The following is a 23,995-nucleotide window of genomic DNA, read 5'->3' on the forward strand; positions in this document are numbered from 1 at the left end:
CTGCCTAACGCGCATCGCCGTCAGTGCAGGTTATTACTTTAATTACAATAATTAATTTACGCCCTGGTATTTTCCCTGAGTGCCTTGCCGCACTGCTTTCGCGGATATGCTCGATTCCATGGTCACGATCCTCATCGTTGAAGACGACGCACTGTTGCTCGACGCACTGACAGGCCAGCTCCAGCAGCTGGGCTATGGCGTGCACACGGCATCGAGTGTCCCGCAGGCGATGGCGCTTTTGCAGGCGCACGTGGTGGACGGCATCATGCTGGACCTGGGCCTGCCGGGAGCCGACGGCATGGAGCTGCTGGTCTGGGTGCGCAGCCATATCGCCGGCTTGCCGGTACTCATCCTGACAGCGCGCGACGGCGTGGACGACCGTGTGCGCGGGCTCAACGCCGGCGCCGACGACTACATCACCAAGCCCTTCAACATGCAGGAGCTGCAGGCCAGGCTCCAGGCGATGTTGCGGCGCGCACGCCAGCCGGCGTTCACGCACGCCGCCAGCACCACAAGCGGTCAGATCACGAGCCTCGGCGCCCTGGAAATCGACCACGGCAGCCATACTGCAGCGTTGGAGGGAACCCCACTCGATTTGACGCAGCGCGAATGGGAATTGCTGGAATTGCTGGTCCAGCGCTGTGGCGAGGTAGTCACCCGCGAAGATGTGCTGACGGCATGGCGCGCCAGCCCCAGCGAAGCCGGCCAAGTGGTGCCACCGGTCAATTCGAATGCGCTTGAGGTGTATGTCCACCGCTTGCGCAGAAAGCTCGATTCCTCCAGTCTGGTCATCCGCAACATCCGCGGTCTTGGCTACATGTTGGTAAAACCATGAACATCCCCCTGAGCCGCTGTGCCGCTCCGAGCAAGCGCCAGAGGCGCAAGCCCTTCGGAGCCGTCCAAGCCTGCGAAGGCAGGCTTGGAACTGCGGCCCTCAGCCCCTTCTCTCGGCTTCGCCGGGAAGGGGAACGCCGCCAGCGCGGCGGGGCGGCCCTTGCGCGGCGGCCCTGGCCTCGTTCACGCCAGTTTCATGCGGTGTGGGCGGCATGCAGCGTCATGGGAAGCTGACATGCGCCCGGCCTCTGGCGTCTCGCTACAGCGCAAACTTTTGCTGTGGCTGCTGTTGCCCCAGCTGGTACTGTGGCTGTCTGGTGGTTTTTTTGCCTGGCGGCTGGCACTGCAAAACGGCGAAAAGGGCATCGACCAGACACTCACGCAGTCGGTGCGGGGGCTCGCACGGCAGATCAAGCCGATTGGTGACGGGCTACTGGTCGATTTTCCCAAGGCGGCGCAAGACCTGTTGGAGCAAGACCCCGCCGACCGCATCACCTACATGGTGTCGTCTCCACCAGGAAAATTTCTGCTGGGCAACGCCCAGCTGCCGCCCCCACCACCGGTGGGCATACGCGTAGGCGAGCCCCTGCTGTACCCGGCGCGGCTGGATGGCAAGGCCGTGCGCGTCGCCCTGCTGGACGTGGACTACGGCACACCCCAGGCACGCCAGACGCTGCGCGTCCAAGTGGCGCAAAGCCTCGCCGTGCGCAAGCGGATTGCCCAGGAGCTGCTGGCACAGATGCTGCTGCCCATGGGCCTGATGGGGCTGGCACTCAGTGCGTTGGTCTACGCCGGCGTATTGCGCGGCCTGCAGCCGCTCAAGCGGCTGGAAGCCCAGATTGAGCGCGCGGGCGCGCGCTCGCACGGCGGCACCGACCCACTGCCGCCGATTGAACTCACCTCGGCACCGCAGGAGGTGCGTTCCCTCGCCAGCACCATCAACCGGCTGCTCGAAGCCGTGGCGCATGGCCAGGAAATGGAAAAACGTTTTCTGAACGACGCCGCGCACCAGTTGCGCACGCCGCTCGCCGGCCTGATCGCCCAAACCGAGCTGGCGCTGCACGAGAGCCACGAGGCGGCGGTGCGCGAGCGCCTGGAAAAAGTCCTCGCTGCCGCCCGGCGCAGCGCCCATCTGGTGCACCAGCTGCTGCAGCTGGCGCGCTCGGAGGCCAGCATCGCCATGCAGCCCGTTGACCTGGCCACCTTGGCGCGCGAAGTGGCGCGCGAATGGGCCGCACGCGCCCTGGCCCAAAACATCGATCTGGGCTACGAGGGCGATGCGCAGCGCCTGGTGCAGGGCCAGCCCTTGCTGCTGCGCGAGGCGCTCAACAACCTGATCGACAATGCCCTGCACTATGCCGGCCAGGGCGCGACGGTGACGGTACGCGTCACAGCCGAGCCGGATGGCTGGGCGACTCTGGCCGTTGAAGACGACGGGCCCGGTGTCTCGCCCGTGCACTTGGCAGACCTGTTTTCGCGCTTCTGGCGCGGCTCGGACAAAGCGGGCGGCTGCGGCCTGGGCTTGTCCATCGTCGAGGAAATCGCGCTGCGCCACGGTGGGCGCACCGTGGCAGAGCTGATGGAGCCGCACGGCCTGCGCGCGGGTTTGCGCCTGCCGCACAGTGGCCCGATCATTGCGCTTACCAATCAAGCGTGAAGGCGAAGCGCAGACAGTACCCACGTACTGGCTCAGTAAAGCCGACAAAGTGCACGCTTGTTTCGAAATGGCATCAGGCCGCCAGAATGAGCTTTTCCAGCTTCACCGCATCCACCGCAAAGGCGCGAATCCCCTCGGCCAGCTTCTCGGTGGCCATGGCATCTTCGTTCAGCGCGTAGCGGAACCCTGCCTCGTCGTACTGAATGGCCGCGATGTCCATGGCGCGCGCGGCGCCGGCATCGAGCGCACGCGGCAGCGGGGCGTCACGCTGCGCCAACTGGGCCAGCAGGTCGGGCGCGATGGTCAGCAGGTCGCAGCCCGCCAGCGCCGTGATCTGGCCGATGTTGCGAAAGCTCGCGCCCATCACTTCGGTGCCAATCCCAAAGTGCTTGTAGTAGTGGTAGATCTGCGTGACCGACTGCACGCCGGGGTCGTTTGCGCCCGCACGCGCTGCCTCGTCCCACGCAGCGCCGGCGCTTTTCTTGTACCAGTCGTAAATGCGGCCCACGAACGGCGAAATGAGCTGCACCTTGGCCTGCCCACACGCCACGGCCTGCGCCATGGAGAACAGCAGGGTCAGATTGGTGTGGATGCCGCGCGCTTCGAGCTTGCGCGCCGCCTCGATGCCCTCCCAGGTGGCCGCCACCTTGATGAGCACGCGGTCGATATGAACGCCCTCGGCCTGGTAGAGCTCGATGATCCGCTCGGCACGCGAAATGGTGGCGCTGGTATCAAAGCTCAGGCGGGCATCCACTTCGGTCGATACGCGCCCTGGAATCGTGGCCAGAATCTCGCAGCCAAAGCGCACCAGCAGGCGGTCAATCACCTCGTCCAGGGCACGGCCGCGCCAGGCGTCCACGGTCGATTGCAGCAGCGGTGCGTAGTCGGGTTTTTGCACCGCTTTCAGAATGAGCGAGGGGTTGGTCGTCGCATCCTGGGGCTGGAACTGCGCGAGCTGCTTGAAGTCGCCGGTGTCGGCAACGACGGTGGTGAACTGTTTGAGGGCGTCGAGCTGGTTCATGCGGGTCCTGTAGGGAAAACGTGGGACGGAGAAGGATCTTCCAAGTGTATGCGCCGCTGCACAGCCATGAAACCGGGTTACATTGCGACGCATCCCCCTGCCCGCTCCGCTTCCTTCACCATGCTCGACCGCATCACCGCATCCCTCTCCTCGCTGGCGCCTGCCGAGCAGCGCGTGGGCCGTTTGGTGCTGCTCGACCCACGCGCCTTCGCCCGCCTGCCGGTGCGCGAACTGGCCGAACGCGCGCAGGTCAGCAAACCCACCGTGGTGCGCTTCTGCCGCAGCATGGGCTACGACGGCCTGGCCGACTTCAAGCTCAAGCTCGCCGGCAGCGTGAGCGAGGGCGTGCCCTTCATCCACCGCAGCGTGGACCTGGACGACAAGACGGGCGACGTGCTGGTCAAGGTGGTGGACAACGCCGTGGCCGCCTTTCTGCAGTACCGCAACGCGGCGAGCACCAGCGCCTTGGAGCGTGCGGCGGTGGCACTGGCGGACACCTGGCGCCAGCGCGGGCGCATTGAATTCCACGGCGCCGGCAATTCGGGCATCGTCGCGCAGGACGCACAGCACAAGTTCTTTCGCTTGGGCGTGACATCGCTCGCTACCAGCGACGGCCATATCCAGGTGATGAGCGCGACGCTGCTGGGCAAGGGCGATTGCCTGGTCATCATCTCGAACTCGGGCCGCACGCGCGACCTGATGGACGCGGCGGACATCGCACGGCGCAATGGCGCGACAACGATTGCCATCACGTCGAGTGGCTCCCCGCTGGCCGGCGCCTGCCACATCCACCTCGCCGCCGACCACCCCGAGGGCTACGACCGCTACAGCCCCATGGTCTCGCGCCTGCTGCACTTGCTCATCATCGACGTGCTGGCCACCTGCGTGGCGCTGCGCATCGGCAGCTCGCTGCAACCCGTGCTGCAGCAGATGAAGGACAACCTGCGGGCGAAACGGTACACGTGAAATTTCGACTGTTTTAGGGCTCTAGGGCAATGCCCACGGGCGTTGACAGCTATATCTAGCATAGCAACCATGCACGCAGCACCCAGCCGTGGGCCAGGTGCAAGGCTTCAGAGGCCGGTCCCCAATGTCTGAAGGACTATTGCGCCGGGCGTCCGTAGGTGGAGGTGAAACTGGCCTTGGCCAAGGTGTTGGCGTTCACCATGAATCCCGCCAACGCCGCCGAGGCATCGTCGGGAATTTCGAGCCTGTCCACGCCCAGGGCATGCACCGTGAAGACGTAGCGGTGCGGCTTGTCACCGGGCGGCGGGCACAGGCCGCCCCAGGCAAAGGCGCCGTAGTCGTTGCGGATCTGCCGCGCACCCCGCGGCAGGCTGACACCGCCCTTGGCGCCCGCGTTCGGTGCCAGCGCGGCAGTGCCCGCTGGAAGGTCGATCACGAACCAGTGCCACCAGCCCGAACCGCTGGGGGCGTCCGGGTCATAGACCGTGAGGGCAAAGCTTTTGGTGCCTTCGGGCGCGCCGCTCCAGTACAGCGCGGGCGATTCGTTGCGGCCCGAGCAGCCAAAGCCGTCAAACTCAAAATGCGCGGGAACGCTGCCGCCGGCGGGAATGTCGGGGCTGCTGAGGGTGAAGTGGCCCATGTCTGTCTCCTGTTCCGATCAAAACGTTGACAGTGGGTTGTAGCAGACGGGTGCGTTCGTGTCGCGCGCAACATCCTCAGCCCAGCCAAAAAATAGTAGCAAAAATGGCCTCTAGCGCTTGATGGGTAAGCGCTACCAGCTATCTATACAGGAGCAAATTCGCGCTCTGACGCTCTCTCAGATCCGCCCCTCTTCCACGGCATGGCAGGCGATGCGGATGCCGCCCAGGCTCAGCAGGGCCGGCCGCTCGCTGCGGCAGCGATCGTTGGCGTGCGGGCAGCGCGGGTTGAAGGCGCAGCCCGGCGGCGGCGCGAGCGGGTTGGGCACTTCGCCCTGCACCGGGGTGCGCGCGCGGCCGGTGTCGTGCATCTTGGGGATGGCGTCGAGCAGCATGCGCGTGTAAGGGTGGCGCGGCTCGGCAAACAGGCTCGCCTTGTCTGCCAATTCGACCAGGCGTCCCAGGTACATCACGCCCACGGCGTCGCTCACATGCCGCACCACGGCCAGGTTGTGGCTGATGAAGAGGTAGGTCAGGCCGAGGCGCTGCTGCAAGTCCTTCATGATGTTGAGCACCTGCGCCTGCACCGACACGTCAAGCGCCGAGGTGGGCTCGTCGCAGACCAGAAATTCGGGTTCGGTCGCCAGCGCCCGGGCAATCGATACGCGCTGGCGCTGCCCGCCCGAGAACTGGTGCGGAAACTTGGCCATGTCGAGCGGCGACAGGCCTACGGATTCGAGCAGCACGCCAACGCGCTCACGCAGATCCACCTTGCCGCTCGCCATGCCATGCTCGCGCAGCGGCTCGCCCACGATGTCCTCCACCCGCCAGCGCGGGTTCAGGCTGGCGTACGGGTCCTGGAAAATCATCTGGATGCGGCGGCGCAGCGCCTGCGATTGCGCACCCAAAAAACCGGCGTGCGCATCCTGGCCATCGAACTGGAAGCTTCCGCGCGACGGCTGGTACAGCCCCACGAGCAGGCGCGCCACCGTGCTCTTGCCGCAACCCGATTCCCCCACCAGCGCCAGCGTCTGGCCACGCCCGATCTCGAAACTCACGCCATCGACGGCATGCAGGAGCGTGCGGGGTCGCCGCTCGATGACGCGGTTGAGCCAGGGCGCGGAGACGTCAAAGGTCTTGGCGAGGTCGCTGGCCTGCACCAGCGGTGCGGTGCGCAAGGCGCTCATGCACCCTCCCTGGCATGCAGCCAGCAGGCCGCGCGCGTGGCCCCTGCGTCGAGCAGGTCGGGACGCTCGGCACGGCAGCGCGCAAACACTTCGGGGCAGCGCGGGTGGTAGGCGCATCCGGGCGGAATGGCGTTCAGCCGGGGCATGGCGCCGTCGATCTGGTGCAAACGCTCCCGGTCCTGGGCCATGTCGGGGATGGCCGCCATGAGCCCTGCCGTGTAGGGGTGCGCAGGGTGGTTGATGAGCGCGTGCACCGGGCCGATTTCCGCCACGCGCCCGGCGTAGAGCACGGCCACTCGGTCGCAGGTTTCGGCGATCACCCCCATATCGTGGGTGATCAACATGACGGCCGCGCCGCGCGAGGTGCAAACGCTTTTGAGCAACTGGATGATCTGCGCCTGGATGGAGACATCGAGTGCCGTGGTCGGCTCGTCGGCAACGATCAGCCGTGGCTCGGCAGCCAGCGCCAGCGCAATCACCACCCGCTGGCGCATGCCGCCGGAGAACTGGTGCGGGTAGTGCTCAATGCGCTGCTCAGGCGCGGGAATGCCGGTGTCGGCCAGCAGCTCGATGGCCCGCTCGCGCGCCTGCGCGCGGGTCATTGGCAAATGCGTGAGGATGGTTTCCGTGAGCTGGCGCCCGACGGTGTAGAGCGGGTTCAGCGAGGTGAGCGGGTCCTGGAAGATCGCGCCGACGTGGCGGCCACGCACGTGGCGCATCTCCTGGGGTGGAAGTTGGTCGATGCGCCGGCCTTCGAGCCAGATCTCGCCTGAGGCGATGCGCCCTGGTGGCTCCAGAAGGCCAATGATGGCAGCACCGGTCAGCGACTTACCAGCACCCGATTCGCCCACCACACCCAGAATTTCTCCCGGCTCGATGGCGAACGAGATGCCGTCGAGCGCCCGCAACGTGCCACGCCGGTGCGGGAATTCGACCACCAGGTCTTTGACTTCAAGCAGGGGCATTTGCGTAGTCTGTTGCGCTATGGAAGCCCCGCAGCGCAAAACACCGGCGCAGCCCACACCAGCAGCAGCCGCGCAAGGGCCGCCCCGCCGCGCTGGCTGTGTCCCCCCTTGGGGGGGATGGAGCGAAGCGACACAGGGGGGTCATTGCAACCTTGGGTTGAGTGCATCGCGCAGCCAGTCGCCCAGCAGGTTCACCGACAGCGCAATCAGCACCAGCATGAGGCCGGGGAAGACGGTGATCCACCATTCGCCGGAGAAAAGGTAGTCGTTGCCCACGCGAATCAAGGTGCCCAGCGACGGCGAGGTCACGGGCGCCCCGACACCCAGGAACGACAGTGTTGCCTCGGTAATGATGGCGGTGGCGACCTGGATGGTGGCCAGCACCATCACCGGCCCCATCACGTTGGGCAGCACATGCCGGCGCATGATGCGCAGCGGCGGCACACCGGTGACACGCGCCGCCTGCACGTATTCCTTGCTGCGTTCGACCAGCGTGGAGCCACGCACGGTGCGTGCGTACTGCACCCAGCCGGTCAGCGAAATCGACAGGATGAGCACACCAAAGGCGAGTGACTCGTCTGCATCCGGAAACATCGCCCGCCCCACCCCGGCGATCAGCAGCGCCACCAGAATGGCCGGAAACGAGAGCATCACATCGCACAAGCGCATCAGCAGGCCGTCCACCCAGCCGCCTAGGTAGCCCGCGACCAGCCCCAGCGTCACGCCGACCAGCACCGACAACACCACCGAGGCAACACCGACGATGAGTGAGATACGCGCGCCGTACATGACCGCGGACAGGATATCCCGGCCCTGGTCGTCCGTGCCCAACAGGTATTTGCGCGAACCGAGCTCGCTCCAGGCGGGCGGCAGGCGCGAATCACCCAGCTCCAGGCTCGCAAGATCAAACGGGTTGTGCGGCGCGATCTGTCCAGCAAACAGCGAGGCCAGCACACAGACGAGCGCCACCGCCGCCGCCGCCATGGCAACCGGCGAGCTGCGCAGGCTGTGCGCCAGGTCGCTGTCCCAAACGCGCCGCACGATGGCCCTCATGCGCAGGCCATCCTTGTGGCGTGTCGGGGGCTCACTTTTCGATGCTCATCCATTTGAACGGCATGAAGTTGTCGGCCAATTGCACGAGCTTGACCTTCTTGCTGACGCCCCATGCCAGCGCCTGCTGGTGCAGCGGCAGGTGGCCAATGTCGGCGGTATGCAGGGCAAAGGCTTCCTTGATCATGGCGTTGCGCTTGGTCTTGTCGGTTTCGACCTGGATTTTGTGCGCCAGTTCGTCCACCTTGGGGTTGCAATAGGCCCCCAGGTTGAATTGCCCCGCGCCGTTCTCGTCCACACAGACCATCAAGGCATTGAGCGCGTTGAGCGCGTCGTAGGTCGTGGGCGTCCAGCCCAGCATGTAGAAGCTCGTATCGCGGCGCAGCACCTTGGGAAAGTAGGTCCCCTTGGTTTCAGCCAGCAGCTTGATCTTGACATTGATGCGCGCCAGATTCGCCGCCACCGCCTGGCAGATTTTGCTGTCGTTCACGTAGCGGTCATTCGGACAGTTCATGGAGACCTCGAAGCCGTCGGGATAGCCGGCTTCGGCCATCAGTTTCTTGGCGGCGTCGGGGTCGTAGGGCAGACGCTTGACGTTGGGGTCGAACCCATTGATACCGGGGCCGACCATCAAGGCCGACGGGTTGGATGCGCCCCGCATCACGTTCTTCTTGATGCCGTCAATGTCGATCGCCTGGTAGAACGCCTGGCGCACGCGCTTGTCCTTGAACGGGTTCTTGCCCTTGACGCTGGAATACAGCAGTTCATCGCGCTTCTGGTCCATGCCGAGGAAGACGGTGCGAAGCTCGGGGCCTGTGACGGCGCGTGTGCCTGGGTTGCGGTTGACGCGCTCGATGTCCTGTACGGGAATCGGCTCCATCACATCCACTTCGCCCGACAGCAGCGCGGCGACGCGCGTGGAATCGTTCCCAATGGGCGTAAAGATGATTTCCTGGGCGTTGCCCTCAATCTTGCCCCAATAAGTACCGTTGCGCGTGAACACGGTGCGCACACCGGGCTGGCGCTCGCGCAGGCGGAATGGCCCGGTGCCGTTGGCCCGGAAAGAGGCTGCGTTTTCGATCCCCTTGCGGCGATCCACCGGCTTGACCGCCTGGTTGTCCTCACACCATTTTTTGCTCATGATGTAAGAGGTCGTAATCACATCCGGCAGGATCGGCTGGGGCGCGAACGTCTCTATGTCCACCGTGTGGTCGTCAACCTTGCGCACTTCTTTGACGTCGCTATTCGTGGCTTTCATGTCCGAGCCCTCGCCCTTCATGCGAGCGAAGCTGAACACCACGTCGTCGGCGGTGAAGGGCGTGCCGTCGTGGAACTGCACACCCTTGCGCAGTTCAAAACGCCAGACCGTGGGCGCCGTCTGCTTCCAGGCCGTGGCCAGTGCCGGTGCAAGGCTGAGATCCTTGTTGCGGCCGACCAGCGGTTCGTAGACGTTGCTGTCCGTGCTCAGTTGCAGCGACTCATTGAGCGAATGCGGGTCCATGGAGAGCGCGTCTCCCTGGTTGGCGATGCGGATGGTTTGCGCCTGTCCCACCAGCGTGGCGGCAGACAGGGCAGCGAACAGGGCAGTGGCAACCAGTTGTCTCGTCTTTTTCATTTAGGTCTCCTGGGATGAAAGAGGGAGGGCGTCCTCATGCAACAGGCAAGGGCATGGAGCGCTCGATCAGGCTAGCGTGCAAGGCGGCGCCCAGCGACAGGATATCGTCGTTGAAGTCGTAGCGGTTGTTGTGCAGTGCGACACCGCTCGCCCCCATACCCTGGCCAATGCGCAGATAGGCGCCAGGCTTGGTCTGGAGCATGAAGGAAAAATCCTCGGCACCCATGCTGGGCTCGAGGTCGCGCACCACGTTTTCCGCGCCCAGCAGGGCCACAGCCACATCACCAGCAAACTGCGCCTCGGCTTCGGAGTTGATGGTGGCAGGGTAAATGCGCTGGTAATCCAGTGCAATCGTGGCACTGAACGCCAGCCCTACAGCACTGCACAGCTCGTGCAGGCGTCTTTCAACCAAGGCTTGCACTTCGTGGTCGAATGTGCGCACCGTGCCCACCAGCGTCGCGCTTCCGGGCAACACGCTGAAAGCGGCAAGGTCGCCCGCCTGCATCGCGCACAGGCTTACGACAGCACTGTCGATGGGCCGCACGTTGCGCGAGACGATACTTTGCACGGCGGTGATCAGATGCGCGGCCACCAACACCACGTCCACTGTCTGGTAGGGATGCGCCCCATGGCCGCCGCGCCCGGTGATGTGAATGGTGATGCGATCGGCCGCTGCCATCATCGCCCCGTCATTCAGGCCCACGGTGCCCGGCTTCATTGCCGGCCAGTTGTGCATGGCGTAGATGGACTGCACGGGAAACCGATCGAACAATCCGTCTTCCATCATCACGCGCGCACCAGCCATGCCTTCTTCGCCCGGCTGAAAGATCAGGACCGCCGTGCCATCGAAATCGCGCGTCGCGGCCAGGTAACGCGCCGCGCCGACCAGCATGGCGGTATGGCCGTCGTGGCCGCAGCCATGCATCAGGCCCTGTTTGCAGGACTTCCAGGTGAAGTCGTTGTGCTCCGTCATCGGCAGGGCATCCATGTCGGCCCGCAGCCCCACCATGGCGCCGCTCGCCGTGCTGCGCCCGTGCACCACGGCAACGATGCCTGTGCGACCAATGCCATCGTGAATCTCGTCCACTCCGCAGACCTTGAGCGCTTCCTTGACGCGCGAACCGGTATACACCTCTTCAAAACCCAGTTCGGGATGTGCATGCAAATCGCGGCGCAGCGCGGTCAGTTCGGGGTGAAACTGCGCAATCTGTGCAAATGCGCGGCCGCCCGCCTTGAGGCGGTGAGAAGACAACATCAGCGAGCTCCCAAGCCCCCAGCACGCAGGCGGGGGTCAACAACAAAATACAGCAGATCAACCACCAGATTGATCACCACGAAAATCAAGGCGATCAGACACAGATAGGCCGCCATCACGGGAATGTCGGCAAACGTGACGGCCTGGATGAACAGCAGGCCCATGCCAGGCCACTGAAACACGGTTTCCGTGATGATGGCAAAAGCAATGAGGCCACCGAGCTGCAGCCCGGTGATGGTCATCACCGGTACCAAGGTATTTTTGAGCGCGTGGCCGAAATGAATCGCGCGGTCCGACAGGCCCCGCGCCCTGGCAAACTTGATGTAGTCGGTCCGGAGCACTTCCAGCATTTCGGCACGCACCAGCCGCATGATGAGCGTGAGCTGGAAAATCGCCAGGGTGATCGCGGGCAACACGATGTGGTGCCAGCCGTCACGCGTCAGCAAACCACTGCTCCACCAGCCCAGTTGGACCACGTTGCCGCGGCCAAAACTGGGGAACCAGCCCAGCAGCACCGAAAACACCAGTATCAGCAAAATGCCGATAAGAAAGGTGGGCAGCGATACTCCCAGCAGAGACAGCCCCATGAACACCTGGCTGAGAAAGCTGCCGCGCCGCAGCGCCGCATAGACGCCCATGGGCACCCCTACCACCAAGGCCAGGACGGCAGCGACCAACGACAGCTCCAAGGTGGCCGGAAAGCGCTCGGCGATCAGCCGTGAGACCTTGGCGCCCTGGCGCAGGCTCAAGCCAAACTTCCCCTGGGCGGCGTGCACCAGAAAATGCCAGAACTGCACAAAAAAAGGCCTGTCCAAGCCGAGCGAGGCGCGCAACTCGCGAATCTGGTCCGGCTTGGCGTCCTGCCCCAGCAGGAACACCACCGGGTCGCCCACGTACTGGAACAGCAAAAAAGAAATGAAGGCCACCGCGACCAGTACGACCACGGCCTGCATCAGACGGCGAAAAATGAAGGCAAGCATTCCCGCGTCAAGCTCCTGCCGCCATGGCGCCGTCTGTCACACCTCTGCGATGGAGGCCCACTGACCCACTAGGCCCGCTGCAAAGGATCTGCGTCATGCCGTCAGGATAGCGAGGTTTCTGCGGCTTGCCGTGCTTTGCCTGGGTGGCGTCGGGTCAAAACAACGTGGCAACATTGGTCGATTCCATCGGCAAGAGCACGCCCATGCTGGGCGCACATAAAAAAAGCCGCAAACCCGAAGGTTTGCGGCTTTGATTCTTGCGATGCAAAGCTGGCTCACGCCAGCGCGTCATCAGAAGTTGTGGCGAACGCCCAGGCCAAAGGTGTTCTTGGCGCCGGTCTTGTAGTTGCCGGCATCATCAGCACCATCTTTGTAGTAGGTTGCGTACGTGAAGGTGCGCTTGGACAGAGCGTACTTGGCTTCCAGCAGAACGTCGGTGTTCTTGAAGCCGCTGTTGGTTTGGCGAGCGATGTCCAGCGTCAGAGCCACAGGGCCGACAGGAACCGTGCCACCAAGGGTGAAGCCCTTGGCATTGATTTGCTTGTCGTCCTGGAGCGAGCCGGCCAGCTTGAACATACCGAAGTCATACGAACCACCCAGAGCTACGTTGCTCTTCAGGGTGTTGGTCTTGTTGTACGACAGAGCAGCAGCGATCGGGCCGTTCGCGTAGATCAGGTTCAGGTCGGTCTTGGCATTGCCGCTGTTGTCAGGCTTTGCGGTGTAACCGATCGTGCCGCTGAAACCGCCCATGTTGGGGGTGGTGTACTGGAACACGCTGTTGGTACGTGGGCCTTCACCCGTGAAGCCGAACTGGTTGCCCACTACCGAGTAGTTGGCCGTGCCAGTCAGTTCCCAAGCAGCCACGCCGTAGAAGCTGGGGTTCAGCGTACGGCCCATTTGGAAGCGGCCAAAGCCACCCGACAGAGCCAGCCATGCAGCACGTTGGTAGGTGGCAGCATCGGTAGCGCCGGATTCAGCGTTGATGCCTTGTTCGAAGTTGAAGGAAGCCTTCAGGCCACCGCCCAGATCTTCAACGCCGCGCACGCCCAGACGGCTGTTGCCGTTGTTCATCAGGCCGTTGCCGCTCATTTGAGCCGACACGCCGCTGGCCTTAGCCAAAGACAAATCAGCCACGCCGTACATGGTGACCGAAGACTGAGCCATGGCGGCGCCGGAAGCAGCCAGCACGGCCAGGGCAATCAGGGATTTTTTCATTGCGAGTTACTCCAAGGTTAAACATAGGGCGCCGGTACGGGGGGTCTTGGGTGTTGTGGCACCTGCACAGTCCCGCCGGTTCCCCGGGCCAACCTCCTGGTGGGGAAGTTGCTGCTATTGCACCAGAGGCGGGCAGGTTTCGCAAAGGAATTCACGGTCCAACAGCCGCAAAGTGGCAATTCGTTGTCCTGCTGCAACAGCCTGCGTCCAGACACCACCATCGGCACCAGAAGGACCAAGTTGAGAGCACAAGTTCCCATTATTTTGTATCTATACGCAAAGAATGTGCCAAATCACCCTCTATGGGGCGAGGGCCGGCAATCTCCAGCCGCCCCCGGTTCCGGTTCCGCCGCTCTGCCCTCAGCCCTCCAACACTTCAAAACTGGTGGTGATCTGCGCCGTCTTGGCCAGCATGATGCTGGCCGAGCAGTATTTTTCGTGGCTGAGCGCAATGGCGCGCTCCACGGCGGTGTCTGGCAGGTCTTTGCCCGACACCGTGAAATGCATGTGAATACGGGTGAACACCTTGGGATCGGCTGCGGCTCGCTCGGTTGTGAGGTGCACGCTGCAGCCGCGCACATCGTGGCGGCCTCGGCGCAGGATCAGCACCACGTCGTAGGCGGTGCAGCCGCCGGTGCCTGCCAGCACGGTCTCCATGGGGCGCGGCGCGAGGTTCTGACCACCCATTTCCGGCTTGACCGTGTCGGGCGCGCCATCCATGGCAATCACGTGCCCGCTGCCGGTTTCGGCGACAAACCCCATACCCGAACGGGTGCCTGCGGCCCCCGTCCAACTGACTGTGCATTCCATCGGTGTCCTTGTGCGCATGTGCTTTGGAGGCAACATTCTAAAAAATTCGCAGGCTACTTGCTGCATTGCAACAAGCAAAGCGCTACACTGCAACCATGCGAGGCACCGCAGACAGCAATCCTGTCACAGCGCCTGGCACCGTTTGTCTCCTCCATCTCCTCAAAACGGATGGATTAAGCCCCCGGCTTTGCGGCCAGGGGCTTTTTTTTGCCTGTCGCTCCGGCCGGCTGCTTGAAGTGGCGCCTATGATGACCGCCCCGCGTCGGCATTGGCCGCGCCGGGTCACCTGCAGTGCGACATGACCGATCCTCTTACCCCCCACGATTACCTCACCAGAATTCTGAACGCACGCGTCTATGACGTGGCCATCGAATCCAACCTGGATCTGGCGCGCGCGCTCAGCCAGCGGCTGCACAACAAGGTGCTGCTCAAGCGCGAGGACCAGCAGCCGGTGTTCAGCTTCAAGCTGCGCGGTGCCTACAACAAGATGGCGCACCTCTCGCCCGAGGATCTGCAGCGTGGCGTGATTTGCGCCTCCGCCGGCAACCACGCTCAGGGCGTGGCCATGAGCGCGCACAAGCTGGGCACGCGCGCCGTGATCGTCATGCCAACCACCACGCCCGAGGTGAAGATCGATGCCGTGCGCGCCCTGGGCGGCGAAGTGGTGCTGCATGGCGACAGCTATTCCGACGCCTACGACCACGCTGCGGCACTGCAGCGCGACCAGGGACTGACATTCGTCCACCCGTTTGACGACCCGGACGTGATTGCCGGCCAGGGTACGGTGGCCATGGAAATCCTGCGCCAGGTGCAAAAACTCGGCACCCAGCGACTGGATGCGGTGTTTGTCGCTATCGGCGGCGGCGGCTTGATTAGCGGCGTGGCGAACTACATCAAGGCCGTGCGGCCGGACGTCAAAGTCATTGGCGTGCAGATGAACGACTCGGACGCCATGATGCAGTCGGTGGCGGCGGGCAAGCGCATCACTCTGCCCGACGTCGGGCTGTTCTCGGATGGCACGGCCGTCAAGCTCGTCGGCGAGGAGACCTTCCGCATTGCACGCGGCTTGGTGGACGAGTTCATGACCGTGGACACCGATGCGGTCTGCGCCGCCATCAAGGATGTGTTCGTTGATACCCGCAGCATCGTGGAGCCCGCCGGCGCGCTGGCTGTAGCCGCCATCAAGCAGTATGTGGCAAGCCACAAGACCCGCGGCGAAACCTACGCCGCCATTCTGTGCGGCGCCAACATGAACTTCGACCGCCTGCGCTTTGTCGCCGAGCGCGCCGAGGTGGGCGAGGAGCGCGAGGCTCTGCTGGCCGTCACCATCCCCGAAGCGCGCGGGAGCTTCCGGCGTTTTTGCGAGGTGATTGGCGAACTGCCTGGCGGGCCGCGCAACGTCACCGAGTTCAACTACCGCATCAGCGATGCGGCGCGCGCCCATGTGTTCGTCGGCATTGCGACCCACGGACGGGGCGAGTCGGCGAAGCTGGCGAAGAGCTTTGCTCGCCATGGTTTTGAAGCGCTGGATTTGACGCACGACGAATTGGCCAAGGAGCATTTGCGCCATCTGGTCGGGGGCCACTCCGCCCTGGCGCAAGACGAGCGGCTGCTGCGCTTCGTCTTCCCCGAGCGGCCCGGCGCGCTGCTGAAGTTCCTGAGCCTGATGCAGCCGAGCTGGAACATCTCGCTGTTCCACTACCGCAACCAGGGCGCCGACTACGGCCGCATTCTGGTGGGTTTGCAAGTGCCGGCCAGCGATGCGCAGGCGTTCGAGGCATTCCTGGCTACCTTGGGGTACCCCTACGTGGAAGAAACGCTTAACCCGGCCTACCGCCTGTTCCTGCAGTCGGGCACCGATGGCGCTTGATAATTTAGGCAAAATCGGCCTTCTGCGCTTATCCCATAAGCGCAAGCAGCTATGAATTTCGAAGAACGGGCACAACAGGCACTGCGCCACTACCTGCTGGCGCTGCAGTTTTTCACCCGCATTCCGATCACCGGCCGACTGGCGGCGTGGGTGGGGTTCAGCCCGGAGATGCTGCGCGCCTCCAGCGCCCATTTCCCAGGCGCCGGCTGGGTCGTCGGCGCCTGCGCCTGCATGGTCTATGCCTTGCTCTATCTGGGGCTCGGCGCAGCGCCCGCCACGCCCTGGGTGGCCGCGGCGCTGAGCACGGCCGCCACCGTGCTGCTCACCGGGGGCTTTCATGAAGACGGCCTGGCCGATGTGGCGGATGGTCTCGGCGGCAGCCAGGAGCGTGGGCGTGCGCTCGACATCATGAAAGATTCGCGCATCGGTGCTTTCGGCGCCATGGCGCTCGTCTTGGCGCTGCTGGCCAAAACGGGCTTGCTGGCCTTGCTCGGCCAACGCGGCCTCTCGCCGGCGCTGGCGGCGCTGGCCGGCGCCCATGTGGTTTCCCGATTTTTCCCGCTGCTGCTGGTGCGGGGGCTGCCCTACATCGGCGACAGCGCGCGCTCCAAAGCGAAACCGCTGGCAGACAGCATCACCCCCGCGCAGCTTGCGACGGCTGCGGCCTGGTGCATGGCTCCGCTGGCCGTCATCGCCCTTGGCGAAGGGGTGCTGTTCGTGCTCCTGGCGCTGCTGCTCAGCGGTGCCTGCACCGCTTTGCTGGCGCGCTGGTTTTTGCTGCGGTTGCAGGGTTTTACGGGCGACTGCCTGGGCGCCGTACAGCAAGTGGCCGAAATTGCGTTTTATCTCGGTGCGGCACTGGCCCTGGGCCCCGTGGGGCTCAGGGCGGGCGGCTGAACGTGCCCCAATTGTGGCTGGTGCGCCATGCGCCAGTGCTGGCGCCGCCGGGCATCTGCTACGGCCAACTCGATCTGCCGGTCGAGCTGGAAGCGACGGCGCGCTGCGCCGAACGGCTGGCAAGCACGCTGCCACGCACATTGCTGCACAGATCGGTACTGCGACATTCGACGCTACAAAGATGTGAGCTGCTTGCGCAAGCAGCATATGCGCTAAGGCCTGATTTCACCCTTAAATCTGACGGCCGCCTGCGCGAACTGAATTTTGGCGCCTGGGAAGGGCTGGCCTGGGCAACGCTGCCGCGCGCCGAGCTCGACACCTGGGCGGCTCAGCTGGCGACCTATGCGCCTGGCGGTGGCGAGCGGCTCATCGACATGCTGGCGCGCGTCGGCGCAGCCTTGCAAGAAGACAGCACCGTGGCCAGCGAGACGGGGTGCGACGTGGTGTGGATCGCGCACGCCGGCGTGGCACGCTGCGTGCAGTGGCTACTGGGCGAGCGTGCGCAAAGGGGCAATCCGCCCTGCTCTGCCCACTGGCCGGTGCACGCGCCTGCGCCGGGTGCCTGGGTGCTGTACCCGCTCCCGTTCAGCCCAAGCGCGGCGGTGCACCGCCCTCAGGAAGCGCATACCCGTCCGGCGCAGGGTGCTGCACAGGAGCAGACGCCATCGGCACCGATGGCGCCCCCTGGCCCAGTTTGAACTGCGCTGCCGCGCGCGAGAGCGCAGCCGCCTGCTCGCGCAGCGACTGCGCAGCAGCGGCTGATTGTTCGACCAGCGCGGCGTTCTGCTGCGTCATCTGGTCCAGATGGCGCACGGCCTGGCCGATCTGCTCGATGTTGTCGCGCTCTTCGGCGGCCGACGCACTGATCTCGCTGATGACATCCGAGACACGGCGCACGCTGCCAACGATCTCGGTCATGGTCTGGCCGGCCTGGCCCACGAGGCGCGCGCCATCTTCCACACGCTCGACCGAGGCGCCGATAAGCGACTTGATTTCCTTGGCCGCGTCGGCGCTGCGGCCCGCGAGGCTGCGCACTTCGCTGGCCACCACGGCAAAGCCGCGCCCCTGTTCCCCGGCCCGCGCCGCTTCGACGGCAGCATTGAGCGCCAGAATATTGGTCTGAAAAGCAATGCCGTCGATGACACCGGTGATGTCGGCGATCTTGCGCGAGCTGGTGCTGATCTGCTCCATGGTGCTGACCACCTGCCCGACCACTTCGCCGCCCCGGCCCGCCACGGCGCCAGCCTCACCCGCCGAAGCGCTGGCGCTGCGGGACGATTCCGCGTTGTGCTGCACGGTGCCAGTGAGCATGTCCATCGACGCGGCGACCTCCTCCAGGTTGGCTGCTGTCTGCTCGGTGCGCTGGCTCAGGTCGAGGTTGCCGGTGGCGATCTCGGCGCTGGCGGTCGAGATGTTGCCGGCTGCATCCTGCACCTGGCGCACCAGCGTGCGCAAGGACTCCTGCATGCGTCCCATGGTCAGTACCAGTTGGCCCAACTCGTCCAGACTGCGCGGCGCCTCGTCGTCGGAGAGGTCGCCGGCGGCAATCCGCTCGGCCAGCGCGCGGGCTTGTGCCAGCGAGGCGGTAATGGAGCGCAGCGTGAAAATGGTCAAGGGCAGCACAATGGCCAAGGCCAGCAGCACCGCCACGGCAACAGCAATCGCCAACAGGGAGGCGCGCGCATCGACCGCTGCACGCGCCTCATCCATGCGCGTTCTCGCCTGCGTCGCCAGGCCGGAGAGCAGCTGATCGCTGATCTCCATGTGGCCCTTGAACTTTTCGGCATACGCCGCGCCTCCCGCACCATCGAGCTGGGCGGCTTCGATTTGTGTGAACACGGGGGAAACGCCCTCGTCATATTGCTTGATTTCGGCAAGCGTTTTGTCGATGGCGCCTGTGAAATCTGCGTCCCCCGCCTTGTGCTCGCGTACCTTGCCCAGTTCGCTGCGCAGCGTATTCATGGATTTGGTCCAGAGTTCGCGCTGGGCGGCTACCTCCACGGCGTTGTTGAAGTTGAGGATGATGTCTTTTTCAACCCGCCGCACATCGCCCAGCGTGGTCCGCAACTCGGAAATATCCGTCAGCGTCTGCACATGCTGGTCAAAGAGCATGGCCACCGTGTCACGCGTGCGTTCCAGCCCCACATAAGCCAAGGCGCCCACCGCTACCAGCAGCAGCAACGAAAAAGCCGTGGCGAAATACAGGCGCGTACGGATAGAGAGCGTTTTGCCGGCAAGTGTGCTCATGAAGCCTCTGGTTTATTTACAACTTTTGACACTTGCAGCATAGCCAAATCTCGCACGGCGCACCTCGGGAAAGACCCTCTTCCCGAAGACGCACCTGGAAGTCTCTCACTTCATAAGAGTGCCTTATGCGATGGGGGTCAGCGGGACGTACAAACGCCCCCCGCCCTGCTGGAACTCCTGCGCCTTCGCCTGCAGGCCGTCGGCCAGCGCCTCGGTTTCGCTCAGGCCCTTTTTGGCCGCGAATTCGCGCACTTCCTGGGTGATTTTCATGGAGCAGAACTTCGGCCCGCACATGGAGCAGAAATGCGCCACCTTGGAGGCATCCTTGGGCAGGGTTTCGTCGTGGTATTCCTGCGCCGTCTCGGGGTCGAGGCCGAGATTGAACTGGTCCTGCCAGCGGAAATCAAAGCGCGCCTGGCTGAGCGCGTCGTCGCGGGCACGGGCACCGGGGTGGCCCTTGGCGACGTCGGCGGCGTGCGCGGCGATCTTGTAGGCGATGATGCCCTGCTTGACGTCGTCGCGGTCGGGCAGACCCAGGTGCTCCTTGGGCGTCACGTAGCACAGCATGGCGGTGCCCATCCAGCCGATCATGGCCGCGCCAATGGCAGACGCAATGTGGTCGTAGCCGGGCGCGATGTCGATGGTCAGCGGACCCAGGGTGTAGAACGGCGCCTCGTGGCAGGTCTTGAGCTGCTCGGTCATGTTGGCCTGGATCATGTGCATGGGCACATGGCCGGGGCCTTCGATCATGGTCTGCACGTCGTGCTTCCAGGCCACTTGGGTGAGTTCGCCCAGCGTGTGCAATTCGGCGAACTGGGCTTCGTCATTGGCGTCCGAGGCGCAGCCGGGGCGCAGGCCGTCGCCCAGGCTGAAGGCCACGTCGTAGCTCTTCATGATGTCGCAGATGTCCTCGAAATGCTCGTACAGGAAGCTCTCGCGGTGGTGTGCCATGCACCACTTGGCCATGATGGAGCCGCCACGCGAAACGATGCCGGTGCGCCGCGCTGCCGTGAGGTGGATGTAGGCCAGGCGCACGCCCGCGTGGATGGTGAAATAGTCCACGCCCTGCTCGGCCTGCTCGATCAGGGTGTCGCGGAAGATTTCCCAGGTCAGGTCCTCGGCGATGCCGCCGACCTTTTCGAGCGCCTGGTAGATCGGCACGGTGCCGATGGGCACGGGCGAGTTGCGCACGATCCAGTCGCGCGTGGTGTGGATGTTCTTGCCGGTCGAGAGATCCATCACGTTGTCGGCGCCCCAGCGGATGGCCCAGACGAGTTTTTCGACCTCTTCCTCGATGCTTGAGGTGACGGCGGAGTTGCCGATGTTGGCGTTGATCTTGACCAGGAAATTCCGGCCAATCGCCATCGGCTCCACCTCGGGGTGGTTGATGTTGGCGGGGATGATGGCGCGGCCGCGCGCCACTTCATCGCGCACGAACTCGGGCGTGATGATCTTCGGAATCATGGCGCCCAGGGGGTTGCCGGCCAGGCGCTGCTCGCGAGCGGCGTCCTGCTGGTACTGCGCCATCCATTCGCGCTTGCCGTTTTCGCGCAGCGCCACGTATTCCATCTCGGGCGTCACGATGCCTTTGCGGGCATAGTGCATCTGCGTCACATTGGCGCCGCTCTTGGCGCGCAGCGGCTGGCGCTGCAGGCCTGCGGCCTCAATGCGCAACTGGGCCAGGCGCACCGCGTCTTCGCTCTTGCTGCCGTCGTCCAGCGCCACGGGCGGTCGCCCCTGGTAGCGCTCGGTGTCACCGCGTGCTTCGATCCAGCCGCCGCGAACGCTGGCCAGGCCGCTGCGCACATCGATCACAGCCTGCGGGTCGGTGTACGGGCCCGAGGTGTCGTACACGCTGACCTGCTCGCCGTTGGTGAGCGCGATGTCCCGCACGGGCACACGCAGCTCGGGGTGCAGGGCGCCAGCAAGGTACTGTTTGCGCGACGCGGGAAAGGGCTCGCGCGCACGTGCCAGCAGGCTGGCGAAAGATTCACGGGCAAGGGGTTCGGGGGCGTTCATGGCAGGTCTCCTACGGTCCGGTGGATGGATGCTCCGGACTGAACCTGCGCCTCCCGCAGAGGTGGTGTGCACCAGGGGGACGGCGTGCAGGCCTTATGGGGACGGCACGCAGACAGGGAGATCGGCTCTTCTTCCGCCGGTATGAACCGGATCAAGTTCGTCGGGTTCGCCAGGGAGCCTGTTGTCAGGCCCCCGGCATCTCAGCGCATCAGCACACCCCGGAGCAGGGGCGAGTGTACTGCCCTACGCATGCCCGTGCGCGCCGGCCTCAGGCAAGGCGGTCGATAAAGAGCACCGCAAAGAAGAACAGGCCAGCGATCACGGTCCATTTGAGGATCACCAGACCAAAGCGCCGGTACCGCAGCTGCCCGGTTGCGGCGTAGAAGGCAAAAAAGACCGCTGCCGTTAGCAGCAGGATAAAAACCAAGGTACGGGCGATGAACACGCCTGCGGCCTACCAGGCACGCACGGGCTGCGCGAACCCGCGCGGCGCCTGGCGTTCGTCGTCGAAGGTAACGACATCCCAGGCGTCCCGCTGCGCCAGCAGCTCGCGCAGCAGCAGGTTGTTCATGGCATGGCCCGAGCGAAACGCGCTGTAGGCAGCAAGCAGGGGTTTGCCGACCAGGTACAGGTCGCCCATGGCGTCGAGGATCTTGTGCTTCACAAACTCGTCGTCGTAGCGCAAGCCATCGGCATTCAGTACCTTGTAGTCGTCCATGACGATGGCGTTGTCCAGCCCGCCACCGAGCGCCAGGCCGTTCGAGCGCATCATTTCCACGTCACGCGTGAAACCAAAAGTGCGGGCCCGTGCGATGTCGCGGCTGTAGTTGCCCGCACCCAGGTCGAATTCGACCCGCTGCCCCGTGGAATCGACCGCCGGGTGGTCAAAATCAATCTCGAAGCTGAGTTTGAAGCCGTGGTAAGGCGCCAGACGCGCCCATTTGACAGCCGCGCCTGTGCCCTGGCGAACTTCCACGGCTTGCTTCACCCGAATGAAACGTCGTGGCGCCTTTTGCAACTCGATACCGGCGCTTTGCAACAGAAACACAAAGGAAGCCGAGGAGCCATCGAGGATCGGCACCTCTTCTGCCGTGATGTCGATGTAGAGGTTGTCGATGCCCAACCCTGAGCAAGCCGACATCAAATGCTCCACCGTGTGCACCTTGGCCGCGCCCACGCCAATGGTGGAGGCCAGCCGCGTGTCGGTCACCGATTCGGCGGACACGGGGATATCCACCGGTTGCGGCAGATCGATACGGCGGAACACGATGCCGGTGTCGGGCGCAGCGGGCCGCAGCGTCAGTTCGACGCGCTGGCCGCTGTGCAGACCGACGCCAACGGCACGTGTAAGCGCCTTGATGGTGCGTTGCGGGAGCATCCGGGCATTTTAGGTTCGATGGCGCAGTTTTGCTGCACTGCGCCATCGGGACCCGTTTAGTCTGCCTGCTTGCGCAGAAAGGCCGGAATCTCCAGATCGTCCATGCCGCCGGACGACAGTGCATCTACACGCGCCGCAGCGGAATTGCGGTTGGTCCGCCAGACGCTCGGCACGGCCATGTTCCCGTAGTCGGCGCTTCCTGCCTGACCTAGGCCCCCCATCGCATTGGCGGGCATCTGGTAGGCGATGTTGTCGGTTCCGGTGCGCAGACCTTGCACCACCGAAATCGGCTGGCGGCGCGCGTTCTGGCGAGCCAGGCCGGTGGCCACCACCGTGACGCGGATGTCTTCGCCCAGGCTCTCGTCGTAAGCGGCGCCGAAAATCACGTGTGCATCGGTCGAGGCATACGCGTTGATGGTGCTCATGGCCAGGCGCGACTCCGCCAGCTTGAGGCTGCCCTTGCTCGCCGTCACCAGCACCAGCACGCCCTTGGCACCCGAGAGGTCTATGCCTTCGAGCAACGGGCAGGCAATGGCCTGTTCGGCCGCAATGCGCGCGCGGTCCGGACCGCTGGCCGTGGCCGTGCCCATCATGGCCTTGCCGGGTTCGCCCATCACGGTACGCACGTCTTCGAAGTCGACGTTCACCTGGCCGTATTCGTTGATGATCTCGGCGATACCGCCCACGGCATTTTTCAGCACGTCGTTGGCATGGGCAAAGGCTTCTTCCTGCCGAACGTCGTCACCCAGCACGTCGAGCAGCTTTTCATTGAGCACCACGATCAGCGAATCGACGTTGGCTTCGAGTTCTGCAAGGCCGTCATCGGCGTTCTTCATGCGCCGGCCACCTTCCCATTCGAAAGGCTTGGTCACCACGCCGACGGTGAGGATGCCCATCTCCTTGGCGATGCGTGCGATCACGGGTGCGGCGCCCGTTCCCGTGCCCCCGCCCATGCCGGCCGTGATGAACAGCATGTGGGCGCCCGAAATCGCATCGCGGATGTCATCCACCGCGGCTTCGGCGGCGTCGCGTGCCTTCTCGGGCTTGCTGCCCGCACCCAGGCCGCTCTCGCCCAGCTGGATGGCGCGGTGCGCCGAGCTGCGCATCAGGGCCTGTGCGTCGGTGTTGGCACTGATGAACTCCACGCCCTGGACGGCGCGCGCAATCATGTGTTCGACGGCGTTGCTGCCGCCACCGCCGACCCCGATCACCTTGATCTGGGTGCCCTGGTTGAATTCTTCGGTTTCGATCATTTCGATGGGCATGTTGTGACTCCTGGTACTGCTGACGGGTTTTGAATGGGTGGCAAGACAAAAAAACAAATGTGAGGTGGGCGCCATCGCCCGCGATGCCGGCCGGCAGCGCAGCTTCTGCGCCTTCGGGGCGGGGGG

21 protein-coding genes and 1 riboswitch are annotated in these 23,995 nt (G+C 64.4%); of the genes, 6 read left to right on the forward strand and 15 right to left on the reverse strand.

Annotated elements, in window-relative coordinates:
• Positions 1 to 118 precede the first annotated feature (118 nt).
• Both AC07ZH_RS09585 and AC07ZH_RS09590 read left to right on the forward strand, forming a co-directional pair.
• Positions 119 to 835, forward strand: a complete 717-nt coding sequence (locus tag AC07ZH_RS09585; RefSeq protein ID WP_495199533.1) for a response regulator transcription factor — start codon at positions 119 to 121, stop codon at positions 833 to 835.
• 234 nt (positions 836 to 1,069) lie between these two features.
• Positions 1,070 to 2,491 carry a sensor histidine kinase gene (locus AC07ZH_RS09590; RefSeq protein ID WP_495199534.1) on the forward strand — a complete coding sequence of 474 codons (1,422 nt, stop codon included), beginning with the start codon at positions 1,070 to 1,072 and terminating at the stop codon, positions 2,489 to 2,491.
• 73 nt (positions 2,492 to 2,564) lie between these two features.
• Here the strand turns inward: AC07ZH_RS09590 and tal are convergent, their stop codons facing one another.
• Positions 2,565 to 3,512, reverse strand: coding sequence for a transaldolase (tal, locus tag AC07ZH_RS09595; RefSeq protein WP_495199535.1), 948 nt, complete (start codon positions 3,510 to 3,512; stop codon positions 2,565 to 2,567).
• Between the two features lie 120 nt (positions 3,513 to 3,632).
• Between tal and AC07ZH_RS09600 the strand changes: the two genes are divergently transcribed.
• On the forward strand, positions 3,633 to 4,478 hold the full coding sequence (locus AC07ZH_RS09600) for a MurR/RpiR family transcriptional regulator (protein WP_119109488.1): 846 nt from the start codon (positions 3,633 to 3,635) through the stop codon (positions 4,476 to 4,478).
• A gap of 136 nt (positions 4,479 to 4,614) precedes the next feature.
• On the opposite strand, the gene AC07ZH_RS09605 is transcribed toward AC07ZH_RS09600, so the two are convergent.
• From AC07ZH_RS09605 to AC07ZH_RS09645, 9 genes are all read right to left on the reverse strand, one after another.
• Positions 4,615 to 5,118 (reverse strand): YbhB/YbcL family Raf kinase inhibitor-like protein, encoded by a 504-nt coding sequence (locus AC07ZH_RS09605; protein ID WP_495199536.1) that lies wholly within the window; start codon positions 5,116 to 5,118, stop codon positions 4,615 to 4,617.
• 177 nt (positions 5,119 to 5,295) lie between these two features.
• Positions 5,296 to 6,303, reverse strand: a complete 1,008-nt coding sequence (locus AC07ZH_RS09610) for an ABC transporter ATP-binding protein (protein ID WP_495199537.1) — start codon at positions 6,301 to 6,303, stop codon at positions 5,296 to 5,298.
• Positions 6,300 to 7,268, reverse strand: coding sequence for an ABC transporter ATP-binding protein (locus AC07ZH_RS09615; protein ID WP_495199538.1), 969 nt, complete (start codon positions 7,266 to 7,268; stop codon positions 6,300 to 6,302). The genes AC07ZH_RS09610 and AC07ZH_RS09615 overlap by 4 nt, the downstream gene beginning before the upstream one ends.
• A 141-nt stretch (positions 7,269 to 7,409) precedes the next feature.
• The gene (locus tag AC07ZH_RS09620) at positions 7,410 to 8,321 is read right to left on the reverse strand and encodes an ABC transporter permease (protein ID WP_495199539.1); all 912 of its coding nucleotides are present in this window, start codon (positions 8,319 to 8,321) and stop codon (positions 7,410 to 7,412) included.
• A gap of 31 nt (positions 8,322 to 8,352) precedes the next feature.
• Positions 8,353 to 9,933, reverse strand: a complete 1,581-nt coding sequence (locus tag AC07ZH_RS09625; RefSeq protein ID WP_495199540.1) for an ABC transporter substrate-binding protein — start codon at positions 9,931 to 9,933, stop codon at positions 8,353 to 8,355.
• A 34-nt stretch (positions 9,934 to 9,967) separates the two neighbouring features.
• Complete coding sequence (locus tag AC07ZH_RS09630; RefSeq protein ID WP_495199541.1) at positions 9,968 to 11,188, reverse strand: M20 aminoacylase family protein; 1,221 nt, start codon at positions 11,186 to 11,188, stop codon at positions 9,968 to 9,970.
• The gene (locus tag AC07ZH_RS09635) at positions 11,188 to 12,168 is read right to left on the reverse strand and encodes an ABC transporter permease (RefSeq protein ID WP_495199542.1); all 981 of its coding nucleotides are present in this window, start codon (positions 12,166 to 12,168) and stop codon (positions 11,188 to 11,190) included. The genes AC07ZH_RS09630 and AC07ZH_RS09635 overlap by 1 nt, the downstream gene beginning before the upstream one ends.
• A gap of 291 nt (positions 12,169 to 12,459) precedes the next feature.
• On the reverse strand, positions 12,460 to 13,383 hold the full coding sequence (locus tag AC07ZH_RS09640) for a porin (protein ID WP_119109183.1): 924 nt from the start codon (positions 13,381 to 13,383) through the stop codon (positions 12,460 to 12,462).
• A gap of 360 nt (positions 13,384 to 13,743) precedes the next feature.
• Complete coding sequence (locus AC07ZH_RS09645; RefSeq protein ID WP_495199543.1) at positions 13,744 to 14,193, reverse strand: OsmC family protein; 450 nt, start codon at positions 14,191 to 14,193, stop codon at positions 13,744 to 13,746.
• Between the two features lie 298 nt (positions 14,194 to 14,491).
• On the opposite strand from AC07ZH_RS09645, the gene ilvA reads away from it, so the two are divergent.
• Genes ilvA through AC07ZH_RS09660 form a run of 3 tightly spaced genes read left to right on the forward strand, consistent with a single transcriptional unit; the run spans position 14,492 to position 17,658 of the window.
• Entirely contained in the window at positions 14,492 to 16,063 is a 1,572-nt protein-coding gene (gene ilvA / locus AC07ZH_RS09650) for a threonine ammonia-lyase, biosynthetic (protein WP_495199544.1), read from the forward strand.
• 51 nt (positions 16,064 to 16,114) lie between these two features.
• A complete protein-coding gene (locus AC07ZH_RS09655) occupies positions 16,115 to 16,960 on the forward strand; it encodes an adenosylcobinamide-GDP ribazoletransferase (RefSeq protein ID WP_495199545.1) in 846 nt (281 codons plus the stop codon).
• 2 nt (positions 16,961 to 16,962) lie between these two features.
• Positions 16,963 to 17,658, forward strand: coding sequence for a histidine phosphatase family protein (locus AC07ZH_RS09660; protein WP_495199546.1), 696 nt, complete (start codon positions 16,963 to 16,965; stop codon positions 17,656 to 17,658).
• Here the strand turns inward: AC07ZH_RS09660 and AC07ZH_RS09665 are convergent.
• The 5 genes from AC07ZH_RS09665 to ftsZ all read right to left on the reverse strand — a co-directional run bounded on the left by AC07ZH_RS09665 (position 17,546) and on the right by ftsZ (position 23,869).
• Entirely contained in the window at positions 17,546 to 19,207 is a 1,662-nt protein-coding gene (locus tag AC07ZH_RS09665) for a methyl-accepting chemotaxis protein (RefSeq protein WP_495199547.1), read from the reverse strand. The genes AC07ZH_RS09660 and AC07ZH_RS09665 overlap by 113 nt on opposite strands.
• Positions 19,208 to 19,330: 123 nt before the next feature.
• Positions 19,331 to 21,226 carry a phosphomethylpyrimidine synthase ThiC gene (gene thiC / locus AC07ZH_RS09670; protein WP_495199548.1) on the reverse strand — a complete coding sequence of 632 codons (1,896 nt, stop codon included), beginning with the start codon at positions 21,224 to 21,226 and terminating at the stop codon, positions 19,331 to 19,333.
• A gap of 111 nt (positions 21,227 to 21,337) precedes the next feature.
• Positions 21,338 to 21,457, reverse strand: a riboswitch (TPP riboswitch).
• Between the two features lie 37 nt (positions 21,458 to 21,494).
• On the reverse strand, positions 21,495 to 21,671 hold the full coding sequence (locus AC07ZH_RS09675; protein ID WP_495199549.1) for a hypothetical protein: 177 nt from the start codon (positions 21,669 to 21,671) through the stop codon (positions 21,495 to 21,497).
• A 9-nt stretch (positions 21,672 to 21,680) separates the two neighbouring features.
• Positions 21,681 to 22,604, reverse strand: coding sequence for a UDP-3-O-acyl-N-acetylglucosamine deacetylase (gene lpxC / locus AC07ZH_RS09680; RefSeq protein ID WP_119109189.1), 924 nt, complete (start codon positions 22,602 to 22,604; stop codon positions 21,681 to 21,683).
• Positions 22,605 to 22,660: 56 nt separating this feature from the next.
• Positions 22,661 to 23,869, reverse strand: coding sequence for a cell division protein FtsZ (gene ftsZ, locus AC07ZH_RS09685; protein WP_495199550.1), 1,209 nt, complete (start codon positions 23,867 to 23,869; stop codon positions 22,661 to 22,663).
• Positions 23,870 to 23,995: the final 126 nt, after the last annotated feature.

The sequence above is a fragment of the Simplicispira sp. GW247-4R2A genome, assembly GCF_059424465.1.

Bases quoted from the DNA above. Each gene is read 5' to 3' on its own strand.
- AC07ZH_RS09665 (WP_495199547.1), bottom strand. From the start codon at position 19,207: ATGAGCACACTTGCCGGCAAAACGCTCTCTATCCGTACGCGCCTGTAT.
- ilvA (WP_495199544.1), top strand. From the start codon at position 14,492: ATGACCGATCCTCTTACCCCCCACGATTACCTCACCAGAATTCTGAAC.
- lpxC (WP_119109189.1), bottom strand. From the start codon at position 22,604: ATGCTCCCGCAACGCACCATCAAGGCGCTTACACGTGCCGTTGGCGTC.
- AC07ZH_RS09645 (WP_495199543.1), bottom strand. From the start codon at position 14,193: ATGGAATGCACAGTCAGTTGGACGGGGGCCGCAGGCACCCGTTCGGGT.
- AC07ZH_RS09615 (WP_495199538.1), bottom strand. From the start codon at position 7,268: ATGCCCCTGCTTGAAGTCAAAGACCTGGTGGTCGAATTCCCGCACCGG.
- thiC (WP_495199548.1), bottom strand. From the start codon at position 21,226: ATGAACGCCCCCGAACCCCTTGCCCGTGAATCTTTCGCCAGCCTGCTG.
- AC07ZH_RS09655 (WP_495199545.1), top strand. From the start codon at position 16,115: ATGAATTTCGAAGAACGGGCACAACAGGCACTGCGCCACTACCTGCTG.
- tal (WP_495199535.1), bottom strand. From the start codon at position 3,512: ATGAACCAGCTCGACGCCCTCAAACAGTTCACCACCGTCGTTGCCGAC.
- AC07ZH_RS09635 (WP_495199542.1), bottom strand. From the start codon at position 12,168: ATGCTTGCCTTCATTTTTCGCCGTCTGATGCAGGCCGTGGTCGTACTG.
- AC07ZH_RS09620 (WP_495199539.1), bottom strand. From the start codon at position 8,321: ATGAGGGCCATCGTGCGGCGCGTTTGGGACAGCGACCTGGCGCACAGC.
- AC07ZH_RS09610 (WP_495199537.1), bottom strand. From the start codon at position 6,303: ATGAGCGCCTTGCGCACCGCACCGCTGGTGCAGGCCAGCGACCTCGCC.
- AC07ZH_RS09600 (WP_119109488.1), top strand. From the start codon at position 3,633: ATGCTCGACCGCATCACCGCATCCCTCTCCTCGCTGGCGCCTGCCGAG.
- AC07ZH_RS09585 (WP_495199533.1), top strand. From the start codon at position 119: ATGGTCACGATCCTCATCGTTGAAGACGACGCACTGTTGCTCGACGCA.
- ftsZ (WP_495199550.1), bottom strand. From the start codon at position 23,869: ATGCCCATCGAAATGATCGAAACCGAAGAATTCAACCAGGGCACCCAG.
- AC07ZH_RS09630 (WP_495199541.1), bottom strand. From the start codon at position 11,188: ATGTTGTCTTCTCACCGCCTCAAGGCGGGCGGCCGCGCATTTGCACAG.
- AC07ZH_RS09605 (WP_495199536.1), bottom strand. From the start codon at position 5,118: ATGGGCCACTTCACCCTCAGCAGCCCCGACATTCCCGCCGGCGGCAGC.
- AC07ZH_RS09590 (WP_495199534.1), top strand. From the start codon at position 1,070: ATGCGCCCGGCCTCTGGCGTCTCGCTACAGCGCAAACTTTTGCTGTGG.
- AC07ZH_RS09625 (WP_495199540.1), bottom strand. From the start codon at position 9,933: ATGAAAAAGACGAGACAACTGGTTGCCACTGCCCTGTTCGCTGCCCTG.
- AC07ZH_RS09640 (WP_119109183.1), bottom strand. From the start codon at position 13,383: ATGAAAAAATCCCTGATTGCCCTGGCCGTGCTGGCTGCTTCCGGCGCC.